The 22,992-nt window shown below is 61.3% G+C and carries 21 protein-coding genes; 5 read left to right on the plus strand and 16 right to left on the minus strand.

The window, feature by feature from the left end:
* Window positions 1-13 precede the first annotated feature (13 nt).
* Window positions 14-733, minus strand: a complete 720-nt coding sequence (locus NCR34_RS17635; RefSeq protein WP_250500709.1) for an anti-sigma factor — start codon at window positions 731-733, stop codon at window positions 14-16.
* Window positions 723-1,358 (minus strand): RNA polymerase sigma factor, encoded by a 636-nt coding sequence (locus NCR34_RS17640; RefSeq protein ID WP_206468310.1) that lies wholly within the window; start codon window positions 1,356-1,358, stop codon window positions 723-725. The genes NCR34_RS17635 and NCR34_RS17640 overlap by 11 nt, the downstream gene beginning before the upstream one ends.
* A 267-nt stretch (window positions 1,359-1,625) precedes the next feature.
* Between NCR34_RS17640 and NCR34_RS17645 the strand changes: the two genes are divergently transcribed.
* Both NCR34_RS17645 and NCR34_RS17650 read left to right on the plus strand, forming a co-directional pair.
* The gene (locus tag NCR34_RS17645) at window positions 1,626-2,525 is read left to right on the plus strand and encodes a metallophosphoesterase family protein (protein ID WP_250500745.1); all 900 of its coding nucleotides are present in this window, start codon (window positions 1,626-1,628) and stop codon (window positions 2,523-2,525) included.
* Window positions 2,522-2,893, plus strand: coding sequence for a cupredoxin domain-containing protein (locus NCR34_RS17650; RefSeq protein WP_250500710.1), 372 nt, complete (start codon window positions 2,522-2,524; stop codon window positions 2,891-2,893). The genes NCR34_RS17645 and NCR34_RS17650 overlap by 4 nt, the downstream gene beginning before the upstream one ends.
* Window positions 2,894-2,919: 26 nt before the next feature.
* On the opposite strand, the gene NCR34_RS17655 is transcribed toward NCR34_RS17650, so the two are convergent.
* The 3 genes from NCR34_RS17655 to NCR34_RS17665 form a co-directional block, all read right to left on the minus strand.
* A complete protein-coding gene (locus NCR34_RS17655) occupies window positions 2,920-4,023 on the minus strand; it encodes a 4-hydroxyphenylpyruvate dioxygenase family protein (protein WP_250500711.1) in 1,104 nt (367 codons plus the stop codon).
* A gap of 145 nt (window positions 4,024-4,168) precedes the next feature.
* Window positions 4,169-4,417 carry a hypothetical protein gene (locus NCR34_RS17660; RefSeq protein WP_248322389.1) on the minus strand — a complete coding sequence of 83 codons (249 nt, stop codon included), beginning with the start codon at window positions 4,415-4,417 and terminating at the stop codon, window positions 4,169-4,171.
* Between the two features lie 11 nt (window positions 4,418-4,428).
* Window positions 4,429-4,959, minus strand: coding sequence for a lecithin retinol acyltransferase family protein (locus NCR34_RS17665; RefSeq protein ID WP_250500712.1), 531 nt, complete (start codon window positions 4,957-4,959; stop codon window positions 4,429-4,431).
* A 384-nt stretch (window positions 4,960-5,343) separates the two neighbouring features.
* Between NCR34_RS17665 and NCR34_RS17670 the strand changes: the two genes are divergently transcribed.
* Both NCR34_RS17670 and NCR34_RS17675 read left to right on the plus strand, forming a co-directional pair.
* The gene (locus tag NCR34_RS17670; RefSeq protein WP_250500713.1) at window positions 5,344-5,634 is read left to right on the plus strand and encodes a hypothetical protein; all 291 of its coding nucleotides are present in this window, start codon (window positions 5,344-5,346) and stop codon (window positions 5,632-5,634) included.
* Window positions 5,635-5,686: 52 nt separating this feature from the next.
* A complete protein-coding gene (locus tag NCR34_RS17675) occupies window positions 5,687-6,457 on the plus strand; it encodes a PP2C family protein-serine/threonine phosphatase (protein WP_206468316.1) in 771 nt (256 codons plus the stop codon).
* An 11-nt stretch (window positions 6,458-6,468) separates the two neighbouring features.
* Here NCR34_RS17675 and NCR34_RS17680 read toward each other — a convergent pair whose 3' ends face one another.
* The 10 genes from NCR34_RS17680 to NCR34_RS17725 form a co-directional block, all read right to left on the minus strand.
* Complete coding sequence (locus NCR34_RS17680) at window positions 6,469-7,770, minus strand: sigma-54 interaction domain-containing protein (protein ID WP_250500714.1); 1,302 nt, start codon at window positions 7,768-7,770, stop codon at window positions 6,469-6,471.
* A complete protein-coding gene (locus NCR34_RS17685; protein ID WP_250500715.1) occupies window positions 7,767-10,826 on the minus strand; it encodes a peptidase domain-containing ABC transporter in 3,060 nt (1,019 codons plus the stop codon). Before NCR34_RS17685 ends, NCR34_RS17680 begins: the two co-directional genes overlap by 4 nt.
* Before the next feature lie 15 nt (window positions 10,827-10,841).
* The gene (locus tag NCR34_RS17690) at window positions 10,842-11,594 is read right to left on the minus strand and encodes a peptidylprolyl isomerase (RefSeq protein WP_250500716.1); all 753 of its coding nucleotides are present in this window, start codon (window positions 11,592-11,594) and stop codon (window positions 10,842-10,844) included.
* A 25-nt stretch (window positions 11,595-11,619) separates the two neighbouring features.
* Entirely contained in the window at window positions 11,620-12,993 is a 1,374-nt protein-coding gene (locus NCR34_RS17695; protein WP_250500717.1) for a beta-barrel domain-containing protein, read from the minus strand.
* Window positions 12,971-15,484: an FHA domain-containing protein gene (locus tag NCR34_RS17700; RefSeq protein WP_250500718.1), complete on the minus strand. Its 2,514-nt coding sequence runs from the start codon at window positions 15,482-15,484 to the stop codon at window positions 12,971-12,973. The genes NCR34_RS17695 and NCR34_RS17700 overlap by 23 nt, the downstream gene beginning before the upstream one ends.
* Window positions 15,485-15,632: 148 nt before the next feature.
* Complete coding sequence (locus tag NCR34_RS17705) at window positions 15,633-17,036, minus strand: efflux transporter outer membrane subunit (protein ID WP_250500746.1); 1,404 nt, start codon at window positions 17,034-17,036, stop codon at window positions 15,633-15,635.
* 235 nt (window positions 17,037-17,271) lie between these two features.
* Window positions 17,272-17,550, minus strand: coding sequence for a hypothetical protein (locus tag NCR34_RS17710; protein ID WP_175941592.1), 279 nt, complete (start codon window positions 17,548-17,550; stop codon window positions 17,272-17,274).
* Between the two features lie 40 nt (window positions 17,551-17,590).
* The gene (locus NCR34_RS17715; RefSeq protein ID WP_248322398.1) at window positions 17,591-17,875 is read right to left on the minus strand and encodes a hypothetical protein; all 285 of its coding nucleotides are present in this window, start codon (window positions 17,873-17,875) and stop codon (window positions 17,591-17,593) included.
* Between the two features lie 218 nt (window positions 17,876-18,093).
* Window positions 18,094-18,552, minus strand: coding sequence for a DUF4399 domain-containing protein (locus NCR34_RS17720; protein WP_250500719.1), 459 nt, complete (start codon window positions 18,550-18,552; stop codon window positions 18,094-18,096).
* 59 nt (window positions 18,553-18,611) lie between these two features.
* Window positions 18,612-19,049 carry a DUF4399 domain-containing protein gene (locus NCR34_RS17725; protein WP_175941598.1) on the minus strand — a complete coding sequence of 146 codons (438 nt, stop codon included), beginning with the start codon at window positions 19,047-19,049 and terminating at the stop codon, window positions 18,612-18,614.
* 223 nt (window positions 19,050-19,272) lie between these two features.
* Here NCR34_RS17725 and NCR34_RS17730 point away from each other — a divergent pair, with 223 nt between their 5' ends.
* Complete coding sequence (locus NCR34_RS17730) at window positions 19,273-21,090, plus strand: SUMF1/EgtB/PvdO family nonheme iron enzyme (protein WP_502800102.1); 1,818 nt, start codon at window positions 19,273-19,275, stop codon at window positions 21,088-21,090.
* Between the two features lie 6 nt (window positions 21,091-21,096).
* Here the strand turns inward: NCR34_RS17730 and NCR34_RS17735 are convergent, their stop codons facing one another.
* Window positions 21,097-22,974 carry a DUF3857 domain-containing transglutaminase family protein gene (locus tag NCR34_RS17735; RefSeq protein WP_250500721.1) on the minus strand — a complete coding sequence of 626 codons (1,878 nt, stop codon included), beginning with the start codon at window positions 22,972-22,974 and terminating at the stop codon, window positions 21,097-21,099.
* Between the last annotated feature and the right edge of the window lie 18 nt (window positions 22,975-22,992).

The raw sequence follows: 22,992 nt of genomic DNA on the forward strand, positions 1-22,992 counted from the left end.
CGGGCTGTGTGCTTTAGCGAGGCGCGCCGGCCTCGATCGCCTGTATGAATTGATGCAACACTGCGCCGGACGCATCGGTCACGGCCCAGAACGTCATGCCGTCCTGATTCCAGCGGGCAAGCGCATAGCCGTCGTCCGAGCGCGTGACGACCGCCTTCGCGTCCTTTTGCGCCCCTGTCGATGTTTTCTCGGGGAACACATAGACGTCGATCGGATGCTTCAGATAGCGATAAACGACCACGGCCACCGGGCGATGCCCGATGTAGTCGAGCCGTCCGCCGACCAGCGCATAGCCGGGTCCTGCCGGGTCGATGACAGGCGGCGCATAGTCGATGCGGCCGTTGAACCATGGCTTCACCGTATGTTTATCGCTGGATAAAACGTCTATTGGACGATCCGACATGAGCGCCCGCACATGGCTCGATACGATCTCTTGCGCGATCGGCGGTTCGGCCGGCATGCGGGCGGCGGTCTGAATCCACAGCACGGCGCCCAGCACGACTGCCGATAGCGTCGCGCCTGCGAATGCCCCGCCGAAGAAGGGCCACGGCGCGGAAAAAGGCAGCCGCCATGTATTGCGCGCGTTAGGCGTTGGCGATTGCCGGCGTGCCTCGCGAGCCGCTTCGTCCCGCACGCGCGCCAGCACTTGCGCTCGCAGGTGCGTCGGCGCGTGGTGATAGAGCGAGCCATCGGTCAACCTCGTTTCGAGCGAGGCGGTTTCGTTATTGTCCATTGCCCGATTCCTCGGAATGACCCGGTTCTGATTTGCGCACGAGCCGCACGTTCGGTCTGTCGCCCTGAGCTGCGCGCACGGCTGCCGCCAGCATCTTCCGGCCGCGCGCGAGTCTCGACATCACGGTTCCTATCGGCACGCCCGTAATGGCAGCCACTTCCTTATAACTCATGTCTTCCAACTCACGCAGCACCAGCACCTCCCGAAAGACGAGCGGCAGTGACTCCAGTGCGCGATGCACCAGTTGCACCTCGTCCTTGCGCACCGCGAGCGTTTCCGGACTCACGCCGGCATCGTCAGACCATCCCGGCAATGCCTGGTCGCCCGCGATCTCCTCGTCATATGGCGTCGCGTCCGCCAACTGCACGCGACGCCGCCACTCCGTGAACCACGTATTACGCACGATCGCGAGCAGCCATCCCCGCGCATTCGACTCATCGCCGTCTTCGAAACCCGAGAAGAAACGGAACGCGCGCAGATAGGCTTCCTGCACGACGTCATCGGCATCGCTCGGGCTGCCCGAGAGCCAGCGCGCAAGGTTATAGGCGGCATCCAGGTGCGGCATGACCGTCGCTTCGAAGCGCGCATGCGGAGACTCGTCTACCTTCGACCTGCTTGGCCACATTGCGCGGATCTCCCAAAGCCACCGGATTCGAACCTATTGATTGCGTCCACACTGGCTGTTACCGCTTGTCTCGCCGATTTATTCCTTCGTATTTCGACCGAGGGCTAAAAAATATCTATCGGGAATATCGGAGGTGCTACGCCGGTTCGATGGACGCTGGATACGTCATTTCATCAAGGAGCCGCCGTGCAAACCGAACTCAATCCCTTATCTTGTCCGTCCGAACTCGACGATCACGGCAAACGCCGGCGCACCGCTCTCTCGTGCATGGCGTGGGCCGGTGCGGGCGTGCTCTGGACGATCAGCGGCGGCGTGCCGCGCTCGCAACTCATTTCGTCGGCTCATGCGGCCGAAACCACGCGCGCTTTCAGTTTCGTGCAAATCAGCGATAGTCATATCGGATTCAACAAAGATCCGAATACGGAGCCGACAGGCACGCTTCAGGAAGCCATCAGTCATATCCGCGCGATGCCGCAGCGTCCCGCATTCATGATCCACACAGGCGATATCACGCACCTGTCGAAGCCCGCTCAATTCGACACGGCCACGCAGATCATCAACGATGCCGGCATGCCGGTCCATTACGTGCCCGGCGAGCACGACGTGCTCGTCGAAAACGGCGATCCGTTTTTTGCGGGCTTCGCGGACCAGTATGGCAAAGGCGGCGCGCGTCACTGGTACAGCTTCGATGAGGGCGGTGTGCATTTCATCGGCCTGACGAATGTGCTCGACCTGAAGGGCGGCGGCCTCGGCTTTCTCGGCGACGCGCAACTCGCGTGGCTCAAACAGGACCTGCAGGCACGAAGCAGCAGCACGCCGATTGTCGTCTTCGCGCATATTCCGCTTTGGGCGCTCTACCCGCAATGGGGCTGGGGCACCGACGACAGCGCGCAGGCGCTCGCGCTTCTGAAGCGCTTCGGTTCCGTGACTGTGTTGAACGGACACGTTCATCAGGTCGCGCAAAAAGTAGAAGGCGACATGCGATTCTATTCCGCGATGTCGACTGCGTTTCCTCAGCCTGCGCCCGGTTCGGCAGCCGGCCCCGGACCCATGAAAGTCGGCGCAGAACAGTTGCGGTCCATGCTGGGCCTGCGAGCCGTCACGCATATACCGGGACGCGAACAGTTGGCCATCGTCGATACGTCACTCGAAGGAGCACGCGCATGAATGCCTCTTTCGCAGGACGATGCGTGCGTCAGCTAGCCGTCGCGATCATCGTCAAGGGACTCTTCGGCCTGATGCCCTCGGCTTGCGCCGAAGAGCCAGCGCAACAAGTCGCAGCGGTAGCGGCGCCGACCATCACCATCGACAACTTCTCGTTCAGCCAGCCGACGCTCACGGTCCCGGCCGGTACGAAGGTGACGTGGATCAATCGCGACGACATGCTGCATACCGTCGTGGATGAAACGAAGTCGTTCAAATCGGACCCGCTCGATAGCGGCGACACCTTCTCGCATGTGTTCGATCGGCCGGGCACGTACAAGTACTTCTGCTCGTTGCATCCGCATATGACGGGAACGATCGTCGTGCGGTGATGCAATGATGGCAAAGGCGCGCGCTGTCAGCGTTGCGCCTTTGCTATCGCATCAAGATTGCCTTCGCCGAAGCCATGATGCCCGCGTCTCTCGACGATCTCGAAGAACATGTCGCCGGGCCGCCGTTCGAGAAACGTTTGAAGAAAGAGTTGCGGCGTGCCGTCCGGAAGTATTTCCCCGTCGACGAGAATGCCGCGTGTACGCAGTTGCTCGATATCGAGGCCATGTCCTGGCAAACGCGTGTCGATCTCGTCGTAATAGCGCGGCGGGGGCGTGAGAAAGCGCACTCCGCGTGCGCGCAGCGCATCGACAGAAGCAAAGATGTCCGATGACGCAAGCGCGATATGCTGCACGCCCTCGCCTTCGTGGTCCGGTAGATACTGCTGCATGAGATCCGTGCGATACGCGCCCTCTTCATACACGGGAATGCGAATAGAACCGCACGGTGAGACCGTGACAGCGGAATCTTGCGACACGTGCCAGTCCGGATGCACCTCGTGAATCTCTTCGAAATGCAGGACTTCCCGGTAGAAATCGAGCCACTCCTGAATGCGGCCCGCGCCGACGGTTTGCGTGAAGTGATCGACTTCGAGCAGGCCCGTACCGCCGAGTCCAGTCGGCTCATGATCGAGCGGCCGAAAGTCGATGTCGTAGATCGAGGCTTCGCCGCTGTTCTTGCCGGGCCAGTGATCGACGAAATAGATATGCGAATCGCCGATACCCTGAATAGCGGGAATGGCGAGTTCGTTAGGGCCGATCTTCTCGCCCTCGAAGTCCCACGCGCCGTAGTCCACCGCGCGTTCATGAGCGATTTGCGCGTTCAGGACGCGAATGCCGATGGCCGCGATGCCCACGCCATGCGTCTCTGCGAAACGCGTGGCGAAGGAATCGGGCTCGGCGTTGAGCAGGAAATTCATGCTGGCCTGACGATAGAGCGTCACCGCCTTGCTGACGTGCTGCGCCACCGGCACGAAGCCTAGCCGTTCGAACAGCTCCGCAAGGCCTTGTGGATCCGGGCTCGAGAACTCCACGAACTCCAGCCCCGCAATGCCGAGCGGGTTGTTCCCGGCTTCGGAATCGGGGATCGCGCCGGCGGCCGTGGAAAGGTCAGCGGATTGCGGCTGGGTCATCGACAATACCTCGAAAAATGTACGAGTTGGTTCACGGACGTAAAAAGTACCATGACTGCCCCATCGTACGCCACAACGGACGCGGGCGGTCGTGCCAAGCGTAGCGGCAGCACGTCGCCCGTGTCAAAGCGAGGCATTGTTCGGCTCAAGCTGCAAGCCGCTGGGCATTCATCGAGGGACGGCGTGCCTGAGGCGGAAAGACGTTCCATGTGCCGTCGTCGTGACGAAAAAAAATGATGTCGATCAGCGCCCCGCCATGCCAGCCCTCGATGCGCACATAGCGCATGCCCGTGACGTGCGAGCGGCACAGTTGCGCGACGCGCGCGGGATGAGCGACCGTCGGCGCGAGCCATTTGTCGACGGCGCTATGCAGTGAGTTTGCCGAAGTTTGCATGATGGTCTCCCTTAGATGGCCAGTGCGGCGCAATCCGTGGCGCAGGCAGGCAGTGAATTCGCGCGACGGCGACGCTGCGCGGCGACATAGGCTCGCACGAGCCCTCTCACCGCGTGAATGGCGACGCGAGGATGAACGAGGCAGGCGCGCACTTGCGTGCTGCGCGCCTCACCGAACAGGCACCACGAGACGAAGTGCTCGCAGTTGTTGGTCAGAAGGCGATAGCGGTTCTCGCCAAGACGGCTGCGCGCGCGACGCACTGCTTCGACGCCGACGAAGTACGCTGAAGCATGTTGACGAACGATCACGCCGTAGCCGTCTGCGAACTGCGCGACACTCACCTCTTCGACGGGACCGCGGTGCAATGACTTGGCGAAGCCCGCATAGTGAATGACCTTGCCGTTACCCGCATAGATGCCGTGGTGTTCATAGCCGCAGCGGCGCGTGATCAGTTCGCTGCCGACCGGCGGTTCGTCATCGAACGCAAGCACGCGCGATACGGGCGCCTGATTGGTCCTGATCGACGTTGACGTGATTGACATGGCTCGCTCCATCTTTCGCAGGCTCGGCGCGATGTGTTCGTTTCGCGCCCGTTTGCCATGTCGTTTGCAGCTTTCTTGCCAGTCGTTGCGGAGCCTTGATTTGCGGGCTTCAGCGAAGCATGCGATGCTTCGGCTAGCCCGATGTGTTGAGGCTGGGCCAACGCTCTACGGCCTGTTTCGTTGGGTGTCTAGCGTCAGTTCGGGCTTAAAGGCGGTGTCGGTCTCTAGCGTTCTCTTCGGCAGACAATGTTGTTAGGCCGCTAACATCCTCGCTCGGGTAAGAGCGCGGAAGTCCGTCGATCAGACCGCTCGCGAGGCGCACGGAATCGGCACGGGCCTTGCATTGACTTCGTGCGTTCCTATGACACAGCCTGGAGAGGCACAATGGCCACGCTCACCATCACCGATCTCGCCTTCGACCGCCGGCTCGACCGCACGGCAATGTCCGCGATTGCCGGAGGAGGCGGCGCGCCATGGGTCTACGGCTGGATCACGCCGTTCATAGCGGACCGTCACGCGAACATCGGCGGCGTTGTCAACGTCTTCGAGATTACGAACAACTTCACGGCCGGCCAGATGATCAACCAGTTCCAGTCCGTCGACGTGCGCAATTCCGGCGATGGAGCGAATCTCACGGTGACGCCCAATGCGATATCGGCGAACCGTGCAGGCTGAGGTCGCGCGCAGCAAGATTGCACTGCTTTAGCGTCCGTTCAAGGAGACTCGCGTGACTTTCTCAACAGAGTTCGGATGGACATCCGCCGCGCGCTCGGACGTGGGGTGCGTCCGCTTAGTCAACGAAGACGCGGTGCTCAACTCGCCCGAGCAGGGTCTATGGGCCGTGGCCGACGGCATGGGCGGACATGCAGTGGGCGATCTCGCAAGCCGCATGGTGATCGAGCGCCTTACCGGCTTATCGACAGGCGGCGCACTGGGGAACGTCATCGCAGAAGCACGAGATCGGCTTCTGCGAGTGAACGATGAACTGCGTGCAGAGGCAGCACGGCGACAGGTATCGCGCATAGGCAGTACGGTAGTATTGCTCGCCGCGCGCGGCGGCGCGTGCGCATATCTCTGGGCTGGCGATAGCCGCATCTATCTATTCCGCAACGGCCGCCTCGCACAGTTGACGCGCGATCACAGTCATGTCGAAGAACTCAAGGCACGCGGCCAATTGACGGCGGAAGAAGCATTGCATCATCCCGCGCAGCATCTCATTACGCGTGCCGTAGGCGCGCTCGACACACTGGAACTCGACGAAAGCAGCGTTACGCTCGCCGACGGCGATACGTTCCTGCTATGCAGCGATGGCTTGTCCAACGAAGTGACCGAAGCCGAAATGGCGAGCGAACTGGCGCCGGGCAATTGCGAGGCGGCGGCGCAGCGGCTGCTGGAAATGGCGCTGGAGCGCGGTGGACGAGATAACATTTCACTCGTCGTCGCTCACGCCGAAGACGTGCTTGGATCGGACAGAACGCAAGTGAATCCCACTCTGTGAACCACGCTTGCTCACTGCTTGTTTCGTTGCGCTGCGAGCCTGAAGTCTTTCGAATGAAGCCCGTGCTTCTTCAGAAGCATTTGCAAGTGAGAGCGGTTCATGTCGTATCGCCGCGCAAGTTCCGCTACCGTGCCGCCGACTTCCTGCAAGCCGCGTTCGAGAAACGCGCGCTCTGCTTCGTCGCTGGCTACACGCTTCGCTTCGCTCAGCGAGCCGGCCATGGCGACACCTTCGCCGCTTGCCGAAGGCGCTCCCATCGCAATGGCGAGCGATGACTTCGGGCGTATGTCCACCGGCAGATGTTCGATATCCGCCATGTCGCCTGCGAGGCAAGCAAGCCGATACACCATGTTGCGCAACTCGCGGATGTTGCCGGGGTAGTCATAACTGCGCAGGAAATCCCGCAGGCGCGGCGATATTTTCACCGGACGGCGCTTGAGCGCAGCCGCCGCTTCGTCGCCGAAATACGCGAGCAGCAGCGGAATTTCATCGCGCCGTTCACGCAATGGCGGCAGCGTCAAATGAATGACACTCAAGCGATAGAACAAGTCTTCGCGAAACCGCCCTTCCTCGCACCAGCGCCGCAGATTACGATTCGTCGCTGCGACGATGCGCGTGTCGACTGCAATAGGCTCGTCAGAGCCGACGCGCTGTATCTCATGCGCCTCTAGCACGCGCAGTAACTTGACTTGGCCCGACAGCGGCAACTCACCGATCTCGTCGAGAAAGATTGTCCCCGTATGCGCGCTCTCGAACTTTCCTTTGCGGTCGTTCGTCGCGCCCGTGAATGCGCCCTTGCGATGGCCGAATAGTTCCGATTCGATGAGATTCTCCGGAATCGCGCCACAGTTCACGGAAATGTACGGCTTGTCCGCGCGCGAGCCGTTCGCGTGAATGACCTTGGCCATCAGTTCCTTACCGGTTCCGCTCTCACCGTCGATCAGCACCGGCAGATCGGTCGGCGCCGCTTTTTCCGCGATTTCCAGCGCCTCGAGCAGCTTCGGGTTATCGCCGAACGTGCCTTCGAAGACGAAGCTGCGTTCCAGGAGTGCCTGTCGCCTGGCGCCCGGCGACATCTCTCGCTTCGGCTCCGACGCCGCAGCCTGTACGAAACGCTCTTTGTGCGAGAGCTGCATGACCTCATCGCGCAGCGCGCTCGCCTGTCGCAACAGCTTCTCGATCTCGGGGCGCTCGAGGCGCGAGGTCCACCGCAGCGTCGAGCGCAATATCTCGATCTTCTCGATGAGACCCGCATACGAAATAGCCGATGCAGGTACGTTGCTGTCGCTTTCCGGTTGGTCGAGTATCTTCATGCTGCGCTCAATTGCTTCTGCACGAGTTGGTAATACATGCCTTTTCTCGCGACTAGCTCATCATGCTTGCCCTGCTCCACGATGCCGCCCTCGTAGAGCACGAGGATCTTGTCGGCGCGCATGATGGTCGACAGGCGGTGCGCGATGATGACGGCCGTTCGCCCTTTCAAAATCTCCTGCATGTTGCCGAGGATATTGCTTTCGGATTGCGTATCGAGCGCGGAGGTCGCTTCGTCGAATACCAGCAGGCGCGGGTCATGATAGACCGCGCGTGCAATGCACAGACGTTGCATCTGACCGCCCGATAGCCCCACGCCGCGTTCGCCGACCACCTGCTCATAGCCGAGCGGCATCTTGCTGATGAAACCGTGCGCGTCCGCCATCTTCGCGACTTCCTCGATGCGCTTGCGATCCGGCGCTTCGTCGCCGCTTGCGATGTTGTCGGCGATGGTCCCGGAGAACAGCAAATTGCTTTGCATCACATAACCGATTTGCGCGCGATAAAAGCCTTTGTCGATCACATTGATGTCGTAGCCATCGACGGTCATCTTGCCTTCCGTCGGCGCATAGAAGCCGACGAGCAGTTTCGCAAGCGTCGTCTTTCCCGATCCGCTGCGTCCGACCACTGCAATGAGTTCGCCCGGCTTGATATCGAAGCTGATGTTTTCGAGCACGTAAGGCGCGTCGCCCTCGCCGTAGCGGAAGTAGACGCCGTTGAACTTGATGTCGCCCTGAAGGTCGGGCAGCATCACGCGTTGCTGCATGTCCGCTGGCTTCTGCTCGGGCTCGATGTCCAGCACATCGCCGAGACGCTCCATGGCGACGCCGGCATCGTTGAGCAGACTCCAGAGATTGATGAGGCCCATGAGCGGGGACAATACGCTTCCCATGAATGCGTTGAACGCGATGAGCTGGCCGATGGTCAACTCGCGCGCGAGCACCAGATTGGCCCCTGCCCATAGCACTGCAATGGTCGTGGCGGCATTCAGCAATTGACTACAGAAGCCGACCGCAATATTGAAGCGTTGAGACTTATATTGAATCTCGAGTGACTTGGCGTACTTCTTCTCCCACTTCAGGCGAACGGCCCGCTCGATGCCCATTCCCTTGACTGTCTCCGCGCCACCCAGCGCTTCCATCAGGTACGACCGCGCGTCCGTCCCCGACGAAAATGTCTCGCGCGCGTTCTGCTTGATGCGAGGCGTGGCGAGCACGGTCAGCGCCATCAGCGGAATAATGAACGCGATCAGCAGCAACGTCAGCTTGACGTTGTAGAGAAACATGATGGTGAAGTAAATGAAGATCATCAACAGGTTCAGCACTGTCGTGACCGTGGATTCAGTCAGAAACGCGCGGATGGTGTGATTCTCCTGAAAACGCGCGAAGATGTCTCCGGTCTTGCGTTTGGCGAAGAAGCTGAACGGCAATGAGAACGTATGCTTGAAGAACTGCGACATCATCGCGAAATCCATGTTGCGCATCATGAAGTTCGCCAAATACGCGCGTATCGTGGACATGAGTTGCGAGAAGACGTTCGAGATAATCAGTCCGGCAATCAGCACATGGAGCAATCCGACATTCTGGTGAACGATCACGCCGTCCAGAATGTTCTGGATGATGAGCGGTGGAATCACGCCCAGAACCTGAATGACGAAGGTGGCGAGAAAGAGATGCAGCAGGATGGTGCGGTACGGTTTCATGTATCCGACGAATCGTATCCACGGCGAACTGGATACCGCCTTCTGCACCATATCGTGCGCTGGCGAAAAGACCAGGCACGTACCGCTCCAGCCGCGTTCGAACTCGTCCACGGTCATCTTTTTGAAGCCTATCGCCGGGTCCGCTACCCACACGTTCGCCTTCGAAATGCCGTAGACGATAATGTAGTGATAGCCCTCCCAGTGCGCGATGAACGGCAATTCGAAGCCGCGCAACGATTCATACGTGCACTGCACGCCGCGCGTGGTGAAGCCGAGCGCCTCGCCCGCGCGCGCCAGACTGTCGAGCGTCGCGCCTTGCGTCGTCACGTTAGCCAGTTCGCGCAGCTTGCCGAGCGTCATGCCGATGCCGTAATGCCGGCAGATCATCGCAAGACACGCGGCCCCGCAATCCATTTCCTCGGCCTGCTGCACCCATGCAAAGCGTTTGATGACCCGTTCGCCGAGTTCGGGCTTGCTGTGCAGATCGAGCATCGCGGGAAGACTTCGGCGTTCGGCCAGCTTCTTTTGCCGCTGTAACTCGCGCTCGCTGAAGCGGATGCGTTCTTCGAGCACTTCGCGCAGCCTGACGTTGCGCTCGATGATGAAGTGCACTGTCTTCTCGGGGATGACGAGTAGGCGCGTATCGGCGTTCGCAATGGCCGAGGCCATTTGCTCCTGACGCATCACGCACGCTTTCTCGCCGAAAATTTCGCCGGGGCCGAGCGTTGCCAGCACGTACTGATGCCCGCCTTCCTCACGCACGATGCGCACTTCGCCTTGGCGCACGACATAGAGGCGCCTGTCGTCGCGAGCGTCCTGCCTGAGAATCTCCTTCCCTTCACCGATACGCTTGACGCCGACGCTTCTCACGCATTCTTCCAGTTCCGCCTTGTCGAGCTTTCCGCGCAGGTCGAACAGCTTGGCGACGAAACCGCCTGCTGAAGCAATGGCGACATAGCTGGTCGCGAACGCAAGCGCCGCGGGATTCTTCGCGATGACGGGCTCGATCGCGCGACGCGGAATGTACAAAAGTTCGGTCTTGCCCGATGACCGCACGGACGACTCATGCCGATAGTCGCGCAGCATCGCGATATCGGCGAAAGTCTCGCGCTCCTTCTTCAGGCCCATGCTGATTTCTTTGCCATGCTCCTCGGTGAATATGCGCACCGAGCCTGCCCGTACGACATAGAGGCCATCAGCCACGTCGCCGGCATTGCACACGGTTTCGCCGAAGCCGTAGCGGCGCGACTCCGCGTGTTGCGCCAACTGCTCGATTTCATCGCGCGAAAGCGGTGACAATATCTCCACCGTCGCGAGGAAACTGGCGAGCGAGTCGAGGTTTGATGGTGCGTCCATGTCCGTGTGCAATATTCAGCGCGCCTGAATCACATGTTCCTGCGCTCTTGCAAAGAGCCATTCTTCCCGCAATAGCCGACGGATTTCCGCTGTCGTGTCTTCGTCCAGCTGCGCGGGATACTTGGACGTCACCGCAAAGATCTCGTATGAGGCGCCGTCTGGGGAGACGAACGGACCCAGCAGGTCGCCCGGCTCGGCGTTGAACACCTTGGCCTCGATATCCGCCCGCAACTGGCCACGCATCACGCGGCCGATCAGCCCGCCTTCTTCGCGCGTATCAGCGAGGGAATGCTCGCGTGCCATGTCCGCGAAGCTGTCGGGATCGTCGTTGAGATAAGACATCATCTCCTTCGCGCTTCCCTCGGAATCCAGAACGATATGACGCACCTCGATGCCGTCGAATCGCGGCGAATTGAGTTGGAAATACTCTTCGATGGCGCGTTGCGTGCCTACCTGCTCCAGCATTTTCTCCTGGTACAGCGTATCGGTGATATAGGCCTCGAATTCGTCGAGGCTCACATTGAGCGCGTCGAGATAGTTGTTCATGTCCGCTGCGCGGTGCAGCCCGCGGATGCGCCGGAACTGATCGGCGCGGGTCTGTATCTCGTCCGCCGTGAGCGTGACGCCGGCCTTCTTTGCCGCGCGCACCGTGAGCTTGTCGCGAACCAGTTGCTCGACGAGTCCGTCGAACTGTCCATTGAGTTTAAGAAGCCTCAGAAATTCGTCGACATCGACCACTTCATCGTCGATTCGCACAATCGCCGTCATGTCGTTCTCCGTTCGGTTTAGCCCGCTAGCCTGCTACGCTTCGGAAAGGATCGAGTCCAAGGTCGATCAGTCGCCGCTCGCGCACCACGATTTCTGCAGAAGCCGTCATGCCATAGCGAAGCGGATATCGCGTACCGGCAATCTGGTAGTAGTCGCGGTCCAACGTCACTCGTCCTTCATAGACCGGCTGCTTGGCGATTGCGCTCGGCTTCGTCGCTGGCGAAATGAAGGCGAGCGTGCCGTCAATCACGCCATATCGTTGATAAGGAAACGCATTGAACTTGAGTTTCACGCGCTGTCCTTCGCGCAGGAACGCGCGATCATGCTCGGCAATCTCTATCTTCAGCATCGGCCGCGCATTTGCCGGCGCGATGCCGCCGAGCGGCGTGTTCGCCTGAATCTTGTCGCCTGGCTGAGTCGAGGTCACGTCCGTGACCACGCCCGACACAGGAGCCAGAATCAGCAGAAAGTTGTCTTTGTCGATGTTCTCGAAACGGATGCGCGCGGCGGCGTCGGCAACGAGACGCGCGGTCTGCAATTGCAAACGTAGCTTGTCTTCCGTACTCGTCACCTCGCGCATGGCCGACTCATATTGCAGTCTTAGGCTCGTTGCTTCCTGACCGCTCGTTTCGAGTTGCGCCTTTGCTTGCTTGTATTCATGGCTCAAGCGAAAGTCGAGTTCAGCGAGCTTCGCCTGTTCGACGCGATAGGCGCCATCCGCTTCGAGATAGATGTTGCGCTTCGCTTCCACTTGCGATTCCGACACGCCGCCGCCGCCCGGCAAAGCGAAGAGTCGCGCGAAGCGGTCGAGTTCGCTCTTTGCAGCGTCGCGGGCGCGGCGCGCATTTTCCAGCACGCTGCGCTGCTCCTGGAGTTGCGCCTTCTGCCCTTCGGCGAGCTTGCTCGTTCCTTCGCTCACTCGCTGCTGATGCTGATGTTCCTCCACTTCCATCTGGTCCTTGAGCGCGGCGATTCTTCGTTCCATCAGCAACTTCTTCTCGGGAAACTGCTTCCATTCGCGCTCGGCGTCGTCGAGCTTGAGTTGCGCTTCCAGTGCGTTCGTCGCGGCTTCGATTGCGCCACGTGCGTTCAGGCGCGCCACGACGTCGTCCTTGCGCACCGGTTGCCCTTCCGCGATATAGAGGTCGGCCAGTTCTCCGTCGATAGGCGCGTAGAAGCGCCGCACCTCCGATTCGGGCGCAAGCGTGCCTTGCGCGGTGACGAGGACGTCCGCGTGACCGATGAAGGACCACGCGAGCGCCGCAACCACGAGCGCGACCATGGCAAGCACCACGGCTTGCGTGAGCTTCAGCGGCTCAGCGGTCAGAATCGCGACGCCTTCCGCGCCGTGATCGCCGAGCGCCTCGGAGAATGGCCTAAGGGGCGCGTTGCGCTTCACCGCTCGTCCCTCCAATCAGGTTCAGTTTTGCTTGCAGCAGCGACGGATCCAGCACCATGCGAAGGTCTTGCAGCGAGCGCCGTTGCAAAGCCGCTTCGTCATCGATCTCTTTGCTCAGCGCATTCCATTTGCCTTGATCCCCCTCGCCGTTTTGCGAGGCTTGCCTGAGCATGCGCATGCCGCGAACGGAAGCGTCCCGCGCATCCGACAAGCGCTTGGCTTGCGTTCGAAAGCCATCCGACACATCCGACTCCAGCCGTTGCGACCCGCCAATTCCACCGTTCGTCCGGTACTGCTCCCAAAGCGTCTGCGCATGAGTCATCAACGCTTGTCCTCGCGCGGCTGCTTTACCATTGAGCGCTGCAATGTCGGGCGCGATAGCCTTAGCGAAATAGCCGTCGCTCTGCGGGTCGATCGATTCATAGAACGAAAGCAGTGTGTCTTCATAGCGTCCGGAGCCGCGTGTCTTTTGCAACTCGTCGAACTGGGCGGCCACTGCCTTCTTGTGAGCCAGTTCGCCCTGCAAGGTCGGCGTCCAGTTGCCTTGCGGAATCTTCGTCAAGAGGTCAATTGCCTGGGCACTCCGCCCATTGCGCCAGGCATCGGATACAGCGGCGTATTGCGCCATCACAGGGGCGGGCGGCAACTGGTGCGCGCTCAATTCCGCCCACCTGTCCTTGAAAGGCGGCGTCGAGAATGTGGTCGTTCCGATCCAGTCGGCGAGCGGTGCGAGGCTCTTCGCGGTCATCGCGTGCTTGAGGCTCGCGTAGGCGTTCGCATCGGCGCGCAGGCGATCGAGGCCGCCCAGACGCGGATACCGGTCTGCATAGTCTTTCAACGCGGCATCGATTGCATCGAGGTCGTCCGTGGCGAGGCTCTTCACGACACTCGCATTCAATCGATCGATGGCGGCGAGATAGACCGAATCATCGCTTTGCAGCTTGCGCAGATGGCTTAACGCGAGCGCGTACGGATCGCGGAACTCGGGCACGTAGCCCGCGATGCGGTCCAGATCGCGCTGATGACTTCCTGCATCCGCTTCCCAATGCTTCAGGATGTCCCCGATGCGCGGTTCGTCTGCGTACATTCGAACGGGGGCGTCAGGGCCGCCACGGCTCATGACGAAACGTTCGAGCTTGCCGATCGAGCGCAATTCATCGAGCATGGAACGGACTTCCGCGTTGTGCTCGCTCAACGCTTCCATCTGCGCGATGATGCTGTCCGCCTGCTCGTAATCGCCTTTGCGCACCGCGGCGAGCCAACGCGGCACGTCGGCCTTTAGAACGGCCTCTGTGTTCATCGACGCTAACGGCGCGTCATGCGGATGCATGCGGAGATAGTCGTTGCTCAACACCGCAGCTTGCGCATAGTCGCCGCTTGCCATGAGCGACTTCGCGCGGCGCTCGAGTGATCCTGCATGGAAAAGCGCCAAGCCTCCGGCTGCAAACCCCAACAACACGCAGACAGTGACGACGCGTGCCCGCCGCGTGACGCGCTGATCCTCGCCGATGAACGCCCGTCGCAACTCGCGAATGAAGAGAGCCCACTTGCCGCGTTTGGATTTGACCTCGCCGCGTTGTTCCTTTTGAGCCGAGTCCGCCTGAGCGTCGGCGTTGATCTCATCATCGCCCGGCGCGGCATGATCCACGCAGAAGATGTCGAGAAACGAATGCGCGGAGCCGACGAAAGTCGTCTTGTCGCTGTCGCGCTCGTCTTGCGCATCAGGCTGCGCTGGGACCGCCATTTCGGTCAACGTAGATTCGCTTTCGTCGCCATGCAGACTCACTCGATAGACGAAATGCGTGCCGCCGAACGCCACCGTGTCGCCGTCCTTGATTGCAATAGCGGAGTCGCCCATGCGTTGGCCGTTGACGAAAGTGCCGTTCGTGCTGCCGAGATCTTCGACGAACGGCGCTCCGCCTCTTACGAACACATGCGCGTGACGGCGCGACACGTAGTTGACCTGATGCGGGTAACGCGGGCGATAACGCGCGAAGATGTCGTCGATCTTGCTGACGAGAAATGGAAACTGCGTGAGTTCGATCGGTTCGAGACCGAGTTCTTCGCGCACCGGCACGAGTGTGAGCGCGACCTGCTTCGCCGCATGAATTCGACGCCGGCGGGGCACGAATTGCACGCGATACGCGAGCCGGCTACCGAACGCAATCTCATCTCCGCCTCTGACGCGAGCGGGGACATCACGCACGGGCGTGCCATTCAACGTCGTCCCGTTCTTGCTCCCCAAGTCCGCGATATAGACGCAGCCGTGCTCGACGAAGATGCGCGCGTGACGGCGCGACAATTGCGCGACGGCTTCGGGCGGGCTCTCGTCGAATGGCGCTTCGCCGCGGCCGATCGCGAAGAGATCGTCCTCGATGCGAATCTCGCTCAACGCATGCGCTGGAGTGCCGCGCGACGCCGGCTCAAGGACGACATCGAATGCTTCGTCCACGCGCGGCTGCGGTTCGGCTATCGGTTCGCCTGGAGCCATGTCAGTTCACAGGATGCGTCGGACCGCTGCGAATCGAGCGGCTGTTCGAAGTGTAAGACACGCATTCGCTTAGTCAATTGGGCATTAGAGTGTGCGAACGTCATCGTGTCGACGTCGCGTATTCCGGTACGATCGTTAGCCATGCGATTCACTGATTCTTTCCAATGGCGGCGCTCTGTACGTCGACTGCCGGCCATCCGCCGCCGAGCGCCTTGTAGAGCGTGACCGTGTCCGACAAGATCTGCTGATGATTCGCGAGCAACGCGAGTTGTGCCGCGAGCAGCGTGCGTTCGGTTTCGAACACTTCGAGTTGTGAAATCACGCCTTCTTTGAGTTGCGCATCGATCTGCGCGGCGACGATCGTCAGATGCGCGACTTCCTGCTGCAATTCTTCTCGCTGTTTCGTATGCGAATCCAGATTGACGAGCGCATTCTCCACTTCCTCGAACGCATTCATCACCGTGCTTCGATACTGCTGTTCCGCTACCGTGCTTTGCGCTTCGGTGGTCTTGACGTGCGCGCGCACGCTCGGGTCGAGAATCGGAATATTGATGCTCGGTAAGAAGCTGAACGTGAAGGACTTCAATAAGTCCGTCAACGCAAAGCTCGCGGTGCCGCCACGCCCTGTCAGGCTAATCGTGGGTAACTGCGCGAGTTTCGCTTGTCCGACGAGATCGTAAGACTCGAGCACGCGATACTCAGCGGCAATCAGATCGGGCCGTCGCGCAAGCAACTGCGACGGCAGTCCGGAAGGCACAGGCGGAATCTGCACGCGCTTCTGCAATTGGCCGTCGGGCACTTTGAATTCGCCAGCCGGCACGCCGGTCAACGTAGCGAGCGCATTGTCCGCAAGGTCACGAGCGCGGCGCAGTTCGAGCAGATCACGCGTAAGACGATTCAGTTCGGCGCGTTGATTCAGCACCTGCGTGTGCGGTACCAGGCCGTTCTTCTCCATGCCCTCGAATATCGTCAGTATTTTCTGGTTCGTCGCAATGGTCAGCATCTGCTGCTGAATCTGGTCATCGAACTGAAGGATCTGGAAGTACGTCGTCGAAACGTTTGCAACGAGTTCGAGATAGCCGGCACGCCAGTCCGCTTCGCTCGCGCGATACTCGGCTTTTTGCGCCTGCACGCCCTTTTCCACCGCGCCCCAGATGTCGATGTCCCAGTTCACCTGCGTGCCGAGGTTGTATTGCTTCGTGAACGGCTGGCCCGTCGTCTTTTCGAAACTGGCGCCCGCGCCCACATCCATCGAAGGCAGCGCGCCCGCGCGCGCCTCGCCGATTTGCGCACCCGCTACCTGAATCCGCGCTGCAAGCACCTTGATATCGAAGTTTCCGTTGATGGCCTTGTCGATCAGTCCGTCGAGATACGGATCCTGAAACTGTTTCCACCAATCGGGCCGAATGGTCTCTGCGGGGGCAGCCTTGGGGACGCTTATCGTGGTGAACGCCGTCTTCTCCGGCGTATCGGGCCGCTTATAGACCGGCACGTTCACATCAATGCAGCCGGCGAGCAGCACGGCGGCAACGAGGCTCGCGCATGCGGTCATGAGGCGCGACGAGGGGATTAAAGCTCGCACGATCAGCTCCGACGATCACGCTAGTACGAGGAATGCGCGTTTCTCCATCACCGCGCTCGGGTGCGGATCGCTCGCCGTCTCGGGAACGACGAGCGATCCGCGCCGCCTTGCGACAGGCGGTTGATGCAGCGGAGCTCCCCGTGCTCCGCCTCTACTGCCAACAACATGAAACACCTACTCCGCCGTTATCCGGCGTGTTCCTGCTTCACGCCGCATACGGCCCATAAACGTTGATGTGGCTCGTGTTGTCCGCTTTCTGATGCGGCGCGACTTTCGCCGTGGTGTCATACGTGAAAGCGTTGTTCACGCCGTTTGCGCTGAGCGTGTTCTGCGCCTGATTAGTCAGTTGCTGCGTAGTGGCGCTCAAATCGAAGCTCGACTTGTAGCTCGGGAAATAGAAGCCGGTGCCGCCGCGCACCGCGGACATTTCATGGCGGCCCAGTTCGGCGTGATGGACGAGATCGTGGATGGTCAGCGTAGACATGATGTCGGTTCCTGGCTTGAGAGTGATGGATGGTGGTCGATCAGCGGAGCTCGAAGCCCGATCCGATGTTGATGGTGCTCGTGTTGGTCGCTTGCTGCTTCGGCGCGACGTGGGCCGTGATGTTGCCGCCGAACGCCACGTTCACGCCGTTCTGGCTCTGCGTGTTCTGCGTCTGGCCGATGAACTGCTGCGTATCGAACGAGAGCTCGACCTTCGAGACGTCATAGCCGGGAAAGTAGAACGAGGTGCCGCCGCGTACAGCCGACATCGCGCGGCGGTCGAGTTCTTCGGTGAGGGGAATGTCGAGGATCGTCAGCGTCTTCATGGTGGTTCTCCTTGGGTGCGCATTGCGCGTCGGGTGGGTTCGAGCAATCTGTTTGCTCGGGCCAGTACAATGCACGGGGTATGCCATCTTTGCGCTGATTCGTGCAATGCCTTGCGGTATAAGGCTTTCCACTTTAACTTCCCAATGCCGGTTCCCGTTCGCGATCGGTTGCAGACAAACACTTCGGAGTCCGACTGTTTGTCTTTCACCGACACCGTTCACCTGACGTAGACCGTGATCTTCTTCGAATAGACGGGCGGATTGTGCGGAATATGCCGGTCGTCGCCCATTAGAAGTTGAAGCGTATGCTTACCCGGCGGCAATTCGAGCATGGTCTCCGTCTCGCCTGCGCCGTAATGCAGATGATTACGGTCGGACGGAATCTCCTGATCCAATGGCGGCAAATCCGTATCGATCAATAGATGGTGATGTCCGGTGTTCGGAAACTTGACGCCGCGCGGAGCCACGCCCATGAACCGCAGCCCGAACCATACGCGGAATGGTTTCCCCGCCGGGAGCGTCTGCCCGTCGTTGGGATAGCCGATATACGCGTGCGCGTTGGCGGGCGCGGGCGTCGGTCCGCCCGCCGCGTGGCTCGCAGGGAATGGCGCGGCTAACGCCGCGGCGAGCAGAATCGAACGTGCGCACGAATGTGCGCCGGCAGTGCGTCGTTTCATGTCGTGTACCTTCAGGATGTGCGCCGGACGGTTTGCATCGGACGAAGCGACGGCCCGGCTCATTTCATCGTGATCGTGATCTTCTTCGAATAAACGGGCGGATCGTGCGGTACATGGTTGTAATCGCCCATGAGCAGTTGCAGCGTGTGCTTTCCGGGCTGCAACTCGATGCGCGCATCCGTTTCGCCCGCGCCGTAGTGCAGATGATTGCGATCCGACGGAATCTCCTGATCCAGCGGCGGAAGGTCCGTATCGATCAGCAGATGGTGGTGGCCCACGTTAGGCATATCGATGCCCTTCGGACAGACGCCCATGTTGCGCAGGCCCATGCGCACCCATAGCTTGCCGCCTGAAAGGACGGCGCCGTCGGGCGGCCAGATGATGTACGCCTCTGCGTTCGCGGGTGCCGGGCTGCGGGTACGCCCGGCGGAAAACGACGCGTCCGCGGCCAGCGCCGCTATCGAAGCGAGCGCGCCGAGCACAGTTCTTCTCAGCATGTTTCGGATGCCTCTTCAAAGAAAGGCCGTTCACAGGCCAACGATCAAGCTCTGTGTTCAGATTAGGACGTAACGATTTGAAAAGATACATGCGTGCGAGGGGTCGCAGACGCTGCATGCGGATACCTACGTTTAGGGGATCAAAACGTGGCGGACAGCGTGCTATCGTTGTTTGTGCGGCACACGTGCGTCTCCCTCAACGCCATACGGACAGGGTATGAATATGTGGCGGATATTCTTCGTTGCGACTGTGTTCGTCGCCATGAACGCAGCCTTCGCGCAATCCGGACAGTCGCCCGCTCCCGTACTCATCGATCACGACGGTTCAGCGCATAGCGTCGCGCTCGTCATCGGCAACGACCGTTACGGCGAAGAGCCGCTGAGCAGCGCGGCCACCGACGCGAGAGACATGAGCGCCGCACTCTCCGCAATGGGCTTCGACGTGACGCGCCGCACGAATCTGACTGCCGATGCAATGCAGCAAGCCATTCAGTCATTCATCGATCATCTTGGTCCGCGCGACACCGCATTGGTGTACTTCGCCGGGCACGGCGTTGGGGCGCGCGGGCAGGCGCTGCTCTTGCCGATCGATGCGAGCAGCATCGAGAAAGGCATCGCAGCGCAGGATCTCGCGGCGCGCATGGCGCGTGCGAGGCCGCTTGCGACCAACGTCGTCATACTCGACATGTGCCTCGGCTATTCATCGCCTCATGCTTCGGCCAGACCTCTTCAACTTTCGCCGCGAACGCTGATCGCATTCGCAACGCAACTCAATGCAGGCGCAGCCGAAGACGGGCGCAACGGTCGCTATACCGCAGCGCTGATACGCGCCTTCGCGAAAGACAAGCAGATGACGTCCGCTTCATTCGATACTGCCGCGTCCGACGTCGCCAACGCCTCGCGGGGCGCGCAACGGCCGTGGGTAGCGTCGACATTGACGGGCCATGTCACGCTCGGACGCGAAACGGTCGCTCTGCCGGCGATGGCCGAATCCGCCGGTATGGATGGCGGACCGATCCGCATGCGCGGCATTCTGCCGAAAGACAGCAGCGAGCAATACGAACTGGCGTTCTGGGAATCGATCAAGGACAGCACGTATCCGAGCGATTACGAGGCGTACTTGAAGTCGTATCCGAACGGGCGTTTCGCGGCACTTGCGAAGGCGCGCATCGACCGGCTCAAAGCGACGGCGAGCGCGAAGCCTTCCGTTGCGGCTCCGGCATCGGCTCAAGCATCGGCTCCGGCCAAGTCGCCCAGCCCCGTCGCGAGCGCCAAACCGATGGCACCGACGAACACCACGGCCAAGCCCACGGGCAACGAAATCAAGGACTGCCCGCAGTGTCCGTTGCTCATTCCCATCGTGCCGGGCGCTTTCACGATGGGCAGCAATAACGATGATCCCGGCGAGAAGCCGTCGCATCGCGTGACGCTCGGGCGGCCGTTCGCCATCGGCAAATACGAAGTGACCGTGGAGCAATGGAATGCGTGCGCCGATGCGGGCGCCTGCACCCGCATCGCGTCGGACAGCAACGCAAGCGCCCCGCCGCCGCCCAATTCGCCGATGCGCAACGTCAGTTGGGACGATGCGCAGGTCTACGTGAAGTGGTTGAGCAAGGTAGGCGGCAAGCCGTATCGTCTGCCGAGCGAAGCGGAATGGGAGTTCGCCGCGCGCGGCGGCACGCAAAGCACGTTCTGGTGGGGCGATCAGATGAAAAAAGGCACGGCCGACTGCAAGGACTGCGGCGAGCCGTATCACGCGGATGCGCCGGTGCCCGTGGGTTCGTTCGCGCCGAACGGGTATGGCCTCTACGACATGAACGGCAGCGTGTGGGAATGGGTCGCCGACTGCTGGCATAGCTCATACAAGGGCGCGCCCGTCGATGGCCGCGTGTGGGACGAGCCCTCCTGCTCGGTGCGCGTGATTCGCGGCGGCTCCTGGCGCGAAGGCGGCGACTATATGCAATCGGCCACGCGCTTCAAGTACAGCGCGAGCGTGCGTCAGTCGCAGAACGGCTTTCGCGTGGCGCGCGACACGCAGTGACTGCGCTCACTGCGCCGATACCTTCACGATGATCTGCGCCTGCGTATCGCGTTCGATCTTTCGAAGCGCCGGCAGCGATGCCTCGAAATCTTCGGGCGAACAAACCTGCTTGCCGAAACGCGCATCCAGCGTGCGCGATACCTGGATCACATTGCTCGCCGGATCGAACACATAGCGCGAGCGATAGCGGAAAAAGCCGCTCGTCAGTTCGAGATCGTCGGGCACTTCGGCGACTCGCATGGTTTTCGGCAGCGCGATCTGCGATACCTCGTCGTAAGCGCCACCCACGCACAGATACGGCTGCGTGCGCGAGCGTTCCGCGAGCCAGTTGCGCGTCTGCGTGGCGATGCCGCCCGACAGGCTCGTGAGCGCGGGCAAGGCGGTCGTGCCGGTCGGCCAGACGACGTCGTCGAGCGTGCCGCGCAGCGTCGTCGCGAACGGGCCGCTGGTGGCATCGACATCGGTGGTGGTCAGCGCGCCCGCGCCGCGCAAGTTCGTGAAACGCAGGCGGTCCGCGGCGATCTGGTCGCGCCGCTGCGCGCTCGCGAGCCGCAGATTCATGCGCTCCAGCGCGGCGCTCCATCCCGCGTCCTCTACCCAATACGCGAACGTCGCCTCGCCTTGCGGCGCGACATCGATCTGAAGACGCGCCGTGCGCGACAACGGCTGCGTCGCGGGCGTGCGCGAGAGCGCGCCGCTATCGACGAGCAGCGTCGGCCGGTCCATGTCCGCCAGCGGCAAGAAGCCGAACTCGACGCTCGACGCCGTGCTGTCCGCGAACATCGCGAAGTCCGGCAGATACGTGATGATGTGATTGATCGCGCCCGCGCCGTAGCCCGGCACCGAAGGCAGCGAGTAGACGGAGCCGAGGCCGATCAACGCGGGCTCGTTGCGAATGCCCACCGCGTCGAGCAGCGCGCCGTACAGCGCGACGTGATCCTTGCAGTCGCCGTAGCGGTTCGCGAGCACGTCCGTCACGCGATGCGGCACGGCCGGACTCTGCCCGATGAACATCGCGACGTAGCGGATGTTGCGGCGCACCCAGTCGTAGAGCGTCCGGGCCTTCGCGCGGGCGTCGGCGTCGTTGGCGGTCAGCGCTTGAGCGAGCGCCCGCACGGCAGGATCACGCGCGCTCGCATCGGCGGCGGACGCGCGATAGCTCGCCGCGAAGCTTGCGTAGTCGGGAAACGTGGAAACCATCAGCCGGTCGCCGTATTGCGCATAGCCGACGGAACCGCTTTCGATGCGCGCGATCTGCTCGCGACGGTAATCGAACACATAGCGCGTGCGGCCGTTTGCGGTGACAGGCGCGCGCGCGACATAGCCGCGCGTATCGGCGTAGAGCGGCTTCGTCGCGGGAAGATCGAAAACGAGTTGCTGATCCAGCACTGGCCGCTGTCCCGGTTCGACGTAATAGCCGAACTGGCCGGGAATGACCGGGCTCGCCTGGCTCTTGCGCGAATGCAGGTGCACCGTCGAGCCGACGCCCACCGCCGGAAAGATCACCGCGCGCAGCTTCGCGTCCTGAAACGTCGGCGCGCCCGCCGAGCGCGGCTCCTGAATATCGCGGATCTGATCAGACGAGACGTCGTGGCGCGCGCCGTTCGCATCGACGGAATACGCCTCCACGATGTCCACCTTCGACACGCCGCGGTCGTACCAGACGTAACGCTGCGCGATCTCGTCGACGCCCGCCGCCGTGTTCGCGCGCAGCACGGTGCGGTCGTCCTCGCTGACGGAGCCGTCGTCCGCGACGACGAACTCGTGCACGTCGGATACGACGGTGGACGGCTCGTCGGCGTCCTGCGCCGGCGCGGCCCACGCGCCGAGCGCGACCAGGCACAGCGCCAATGCGTACGGGATTTGCCTGAAGAACCGGCTCATGTTCGGCTCACGAGGAAA

This window comes from Caballeronia sp. GAWG1-5s-s, from assembly GCF_023631445.1.
Lineage (GTDB): Bacteria > Pseudomonadota > Gammaproteobacteria > Burkholderiales > Burkholderiaceae > Caballeronia.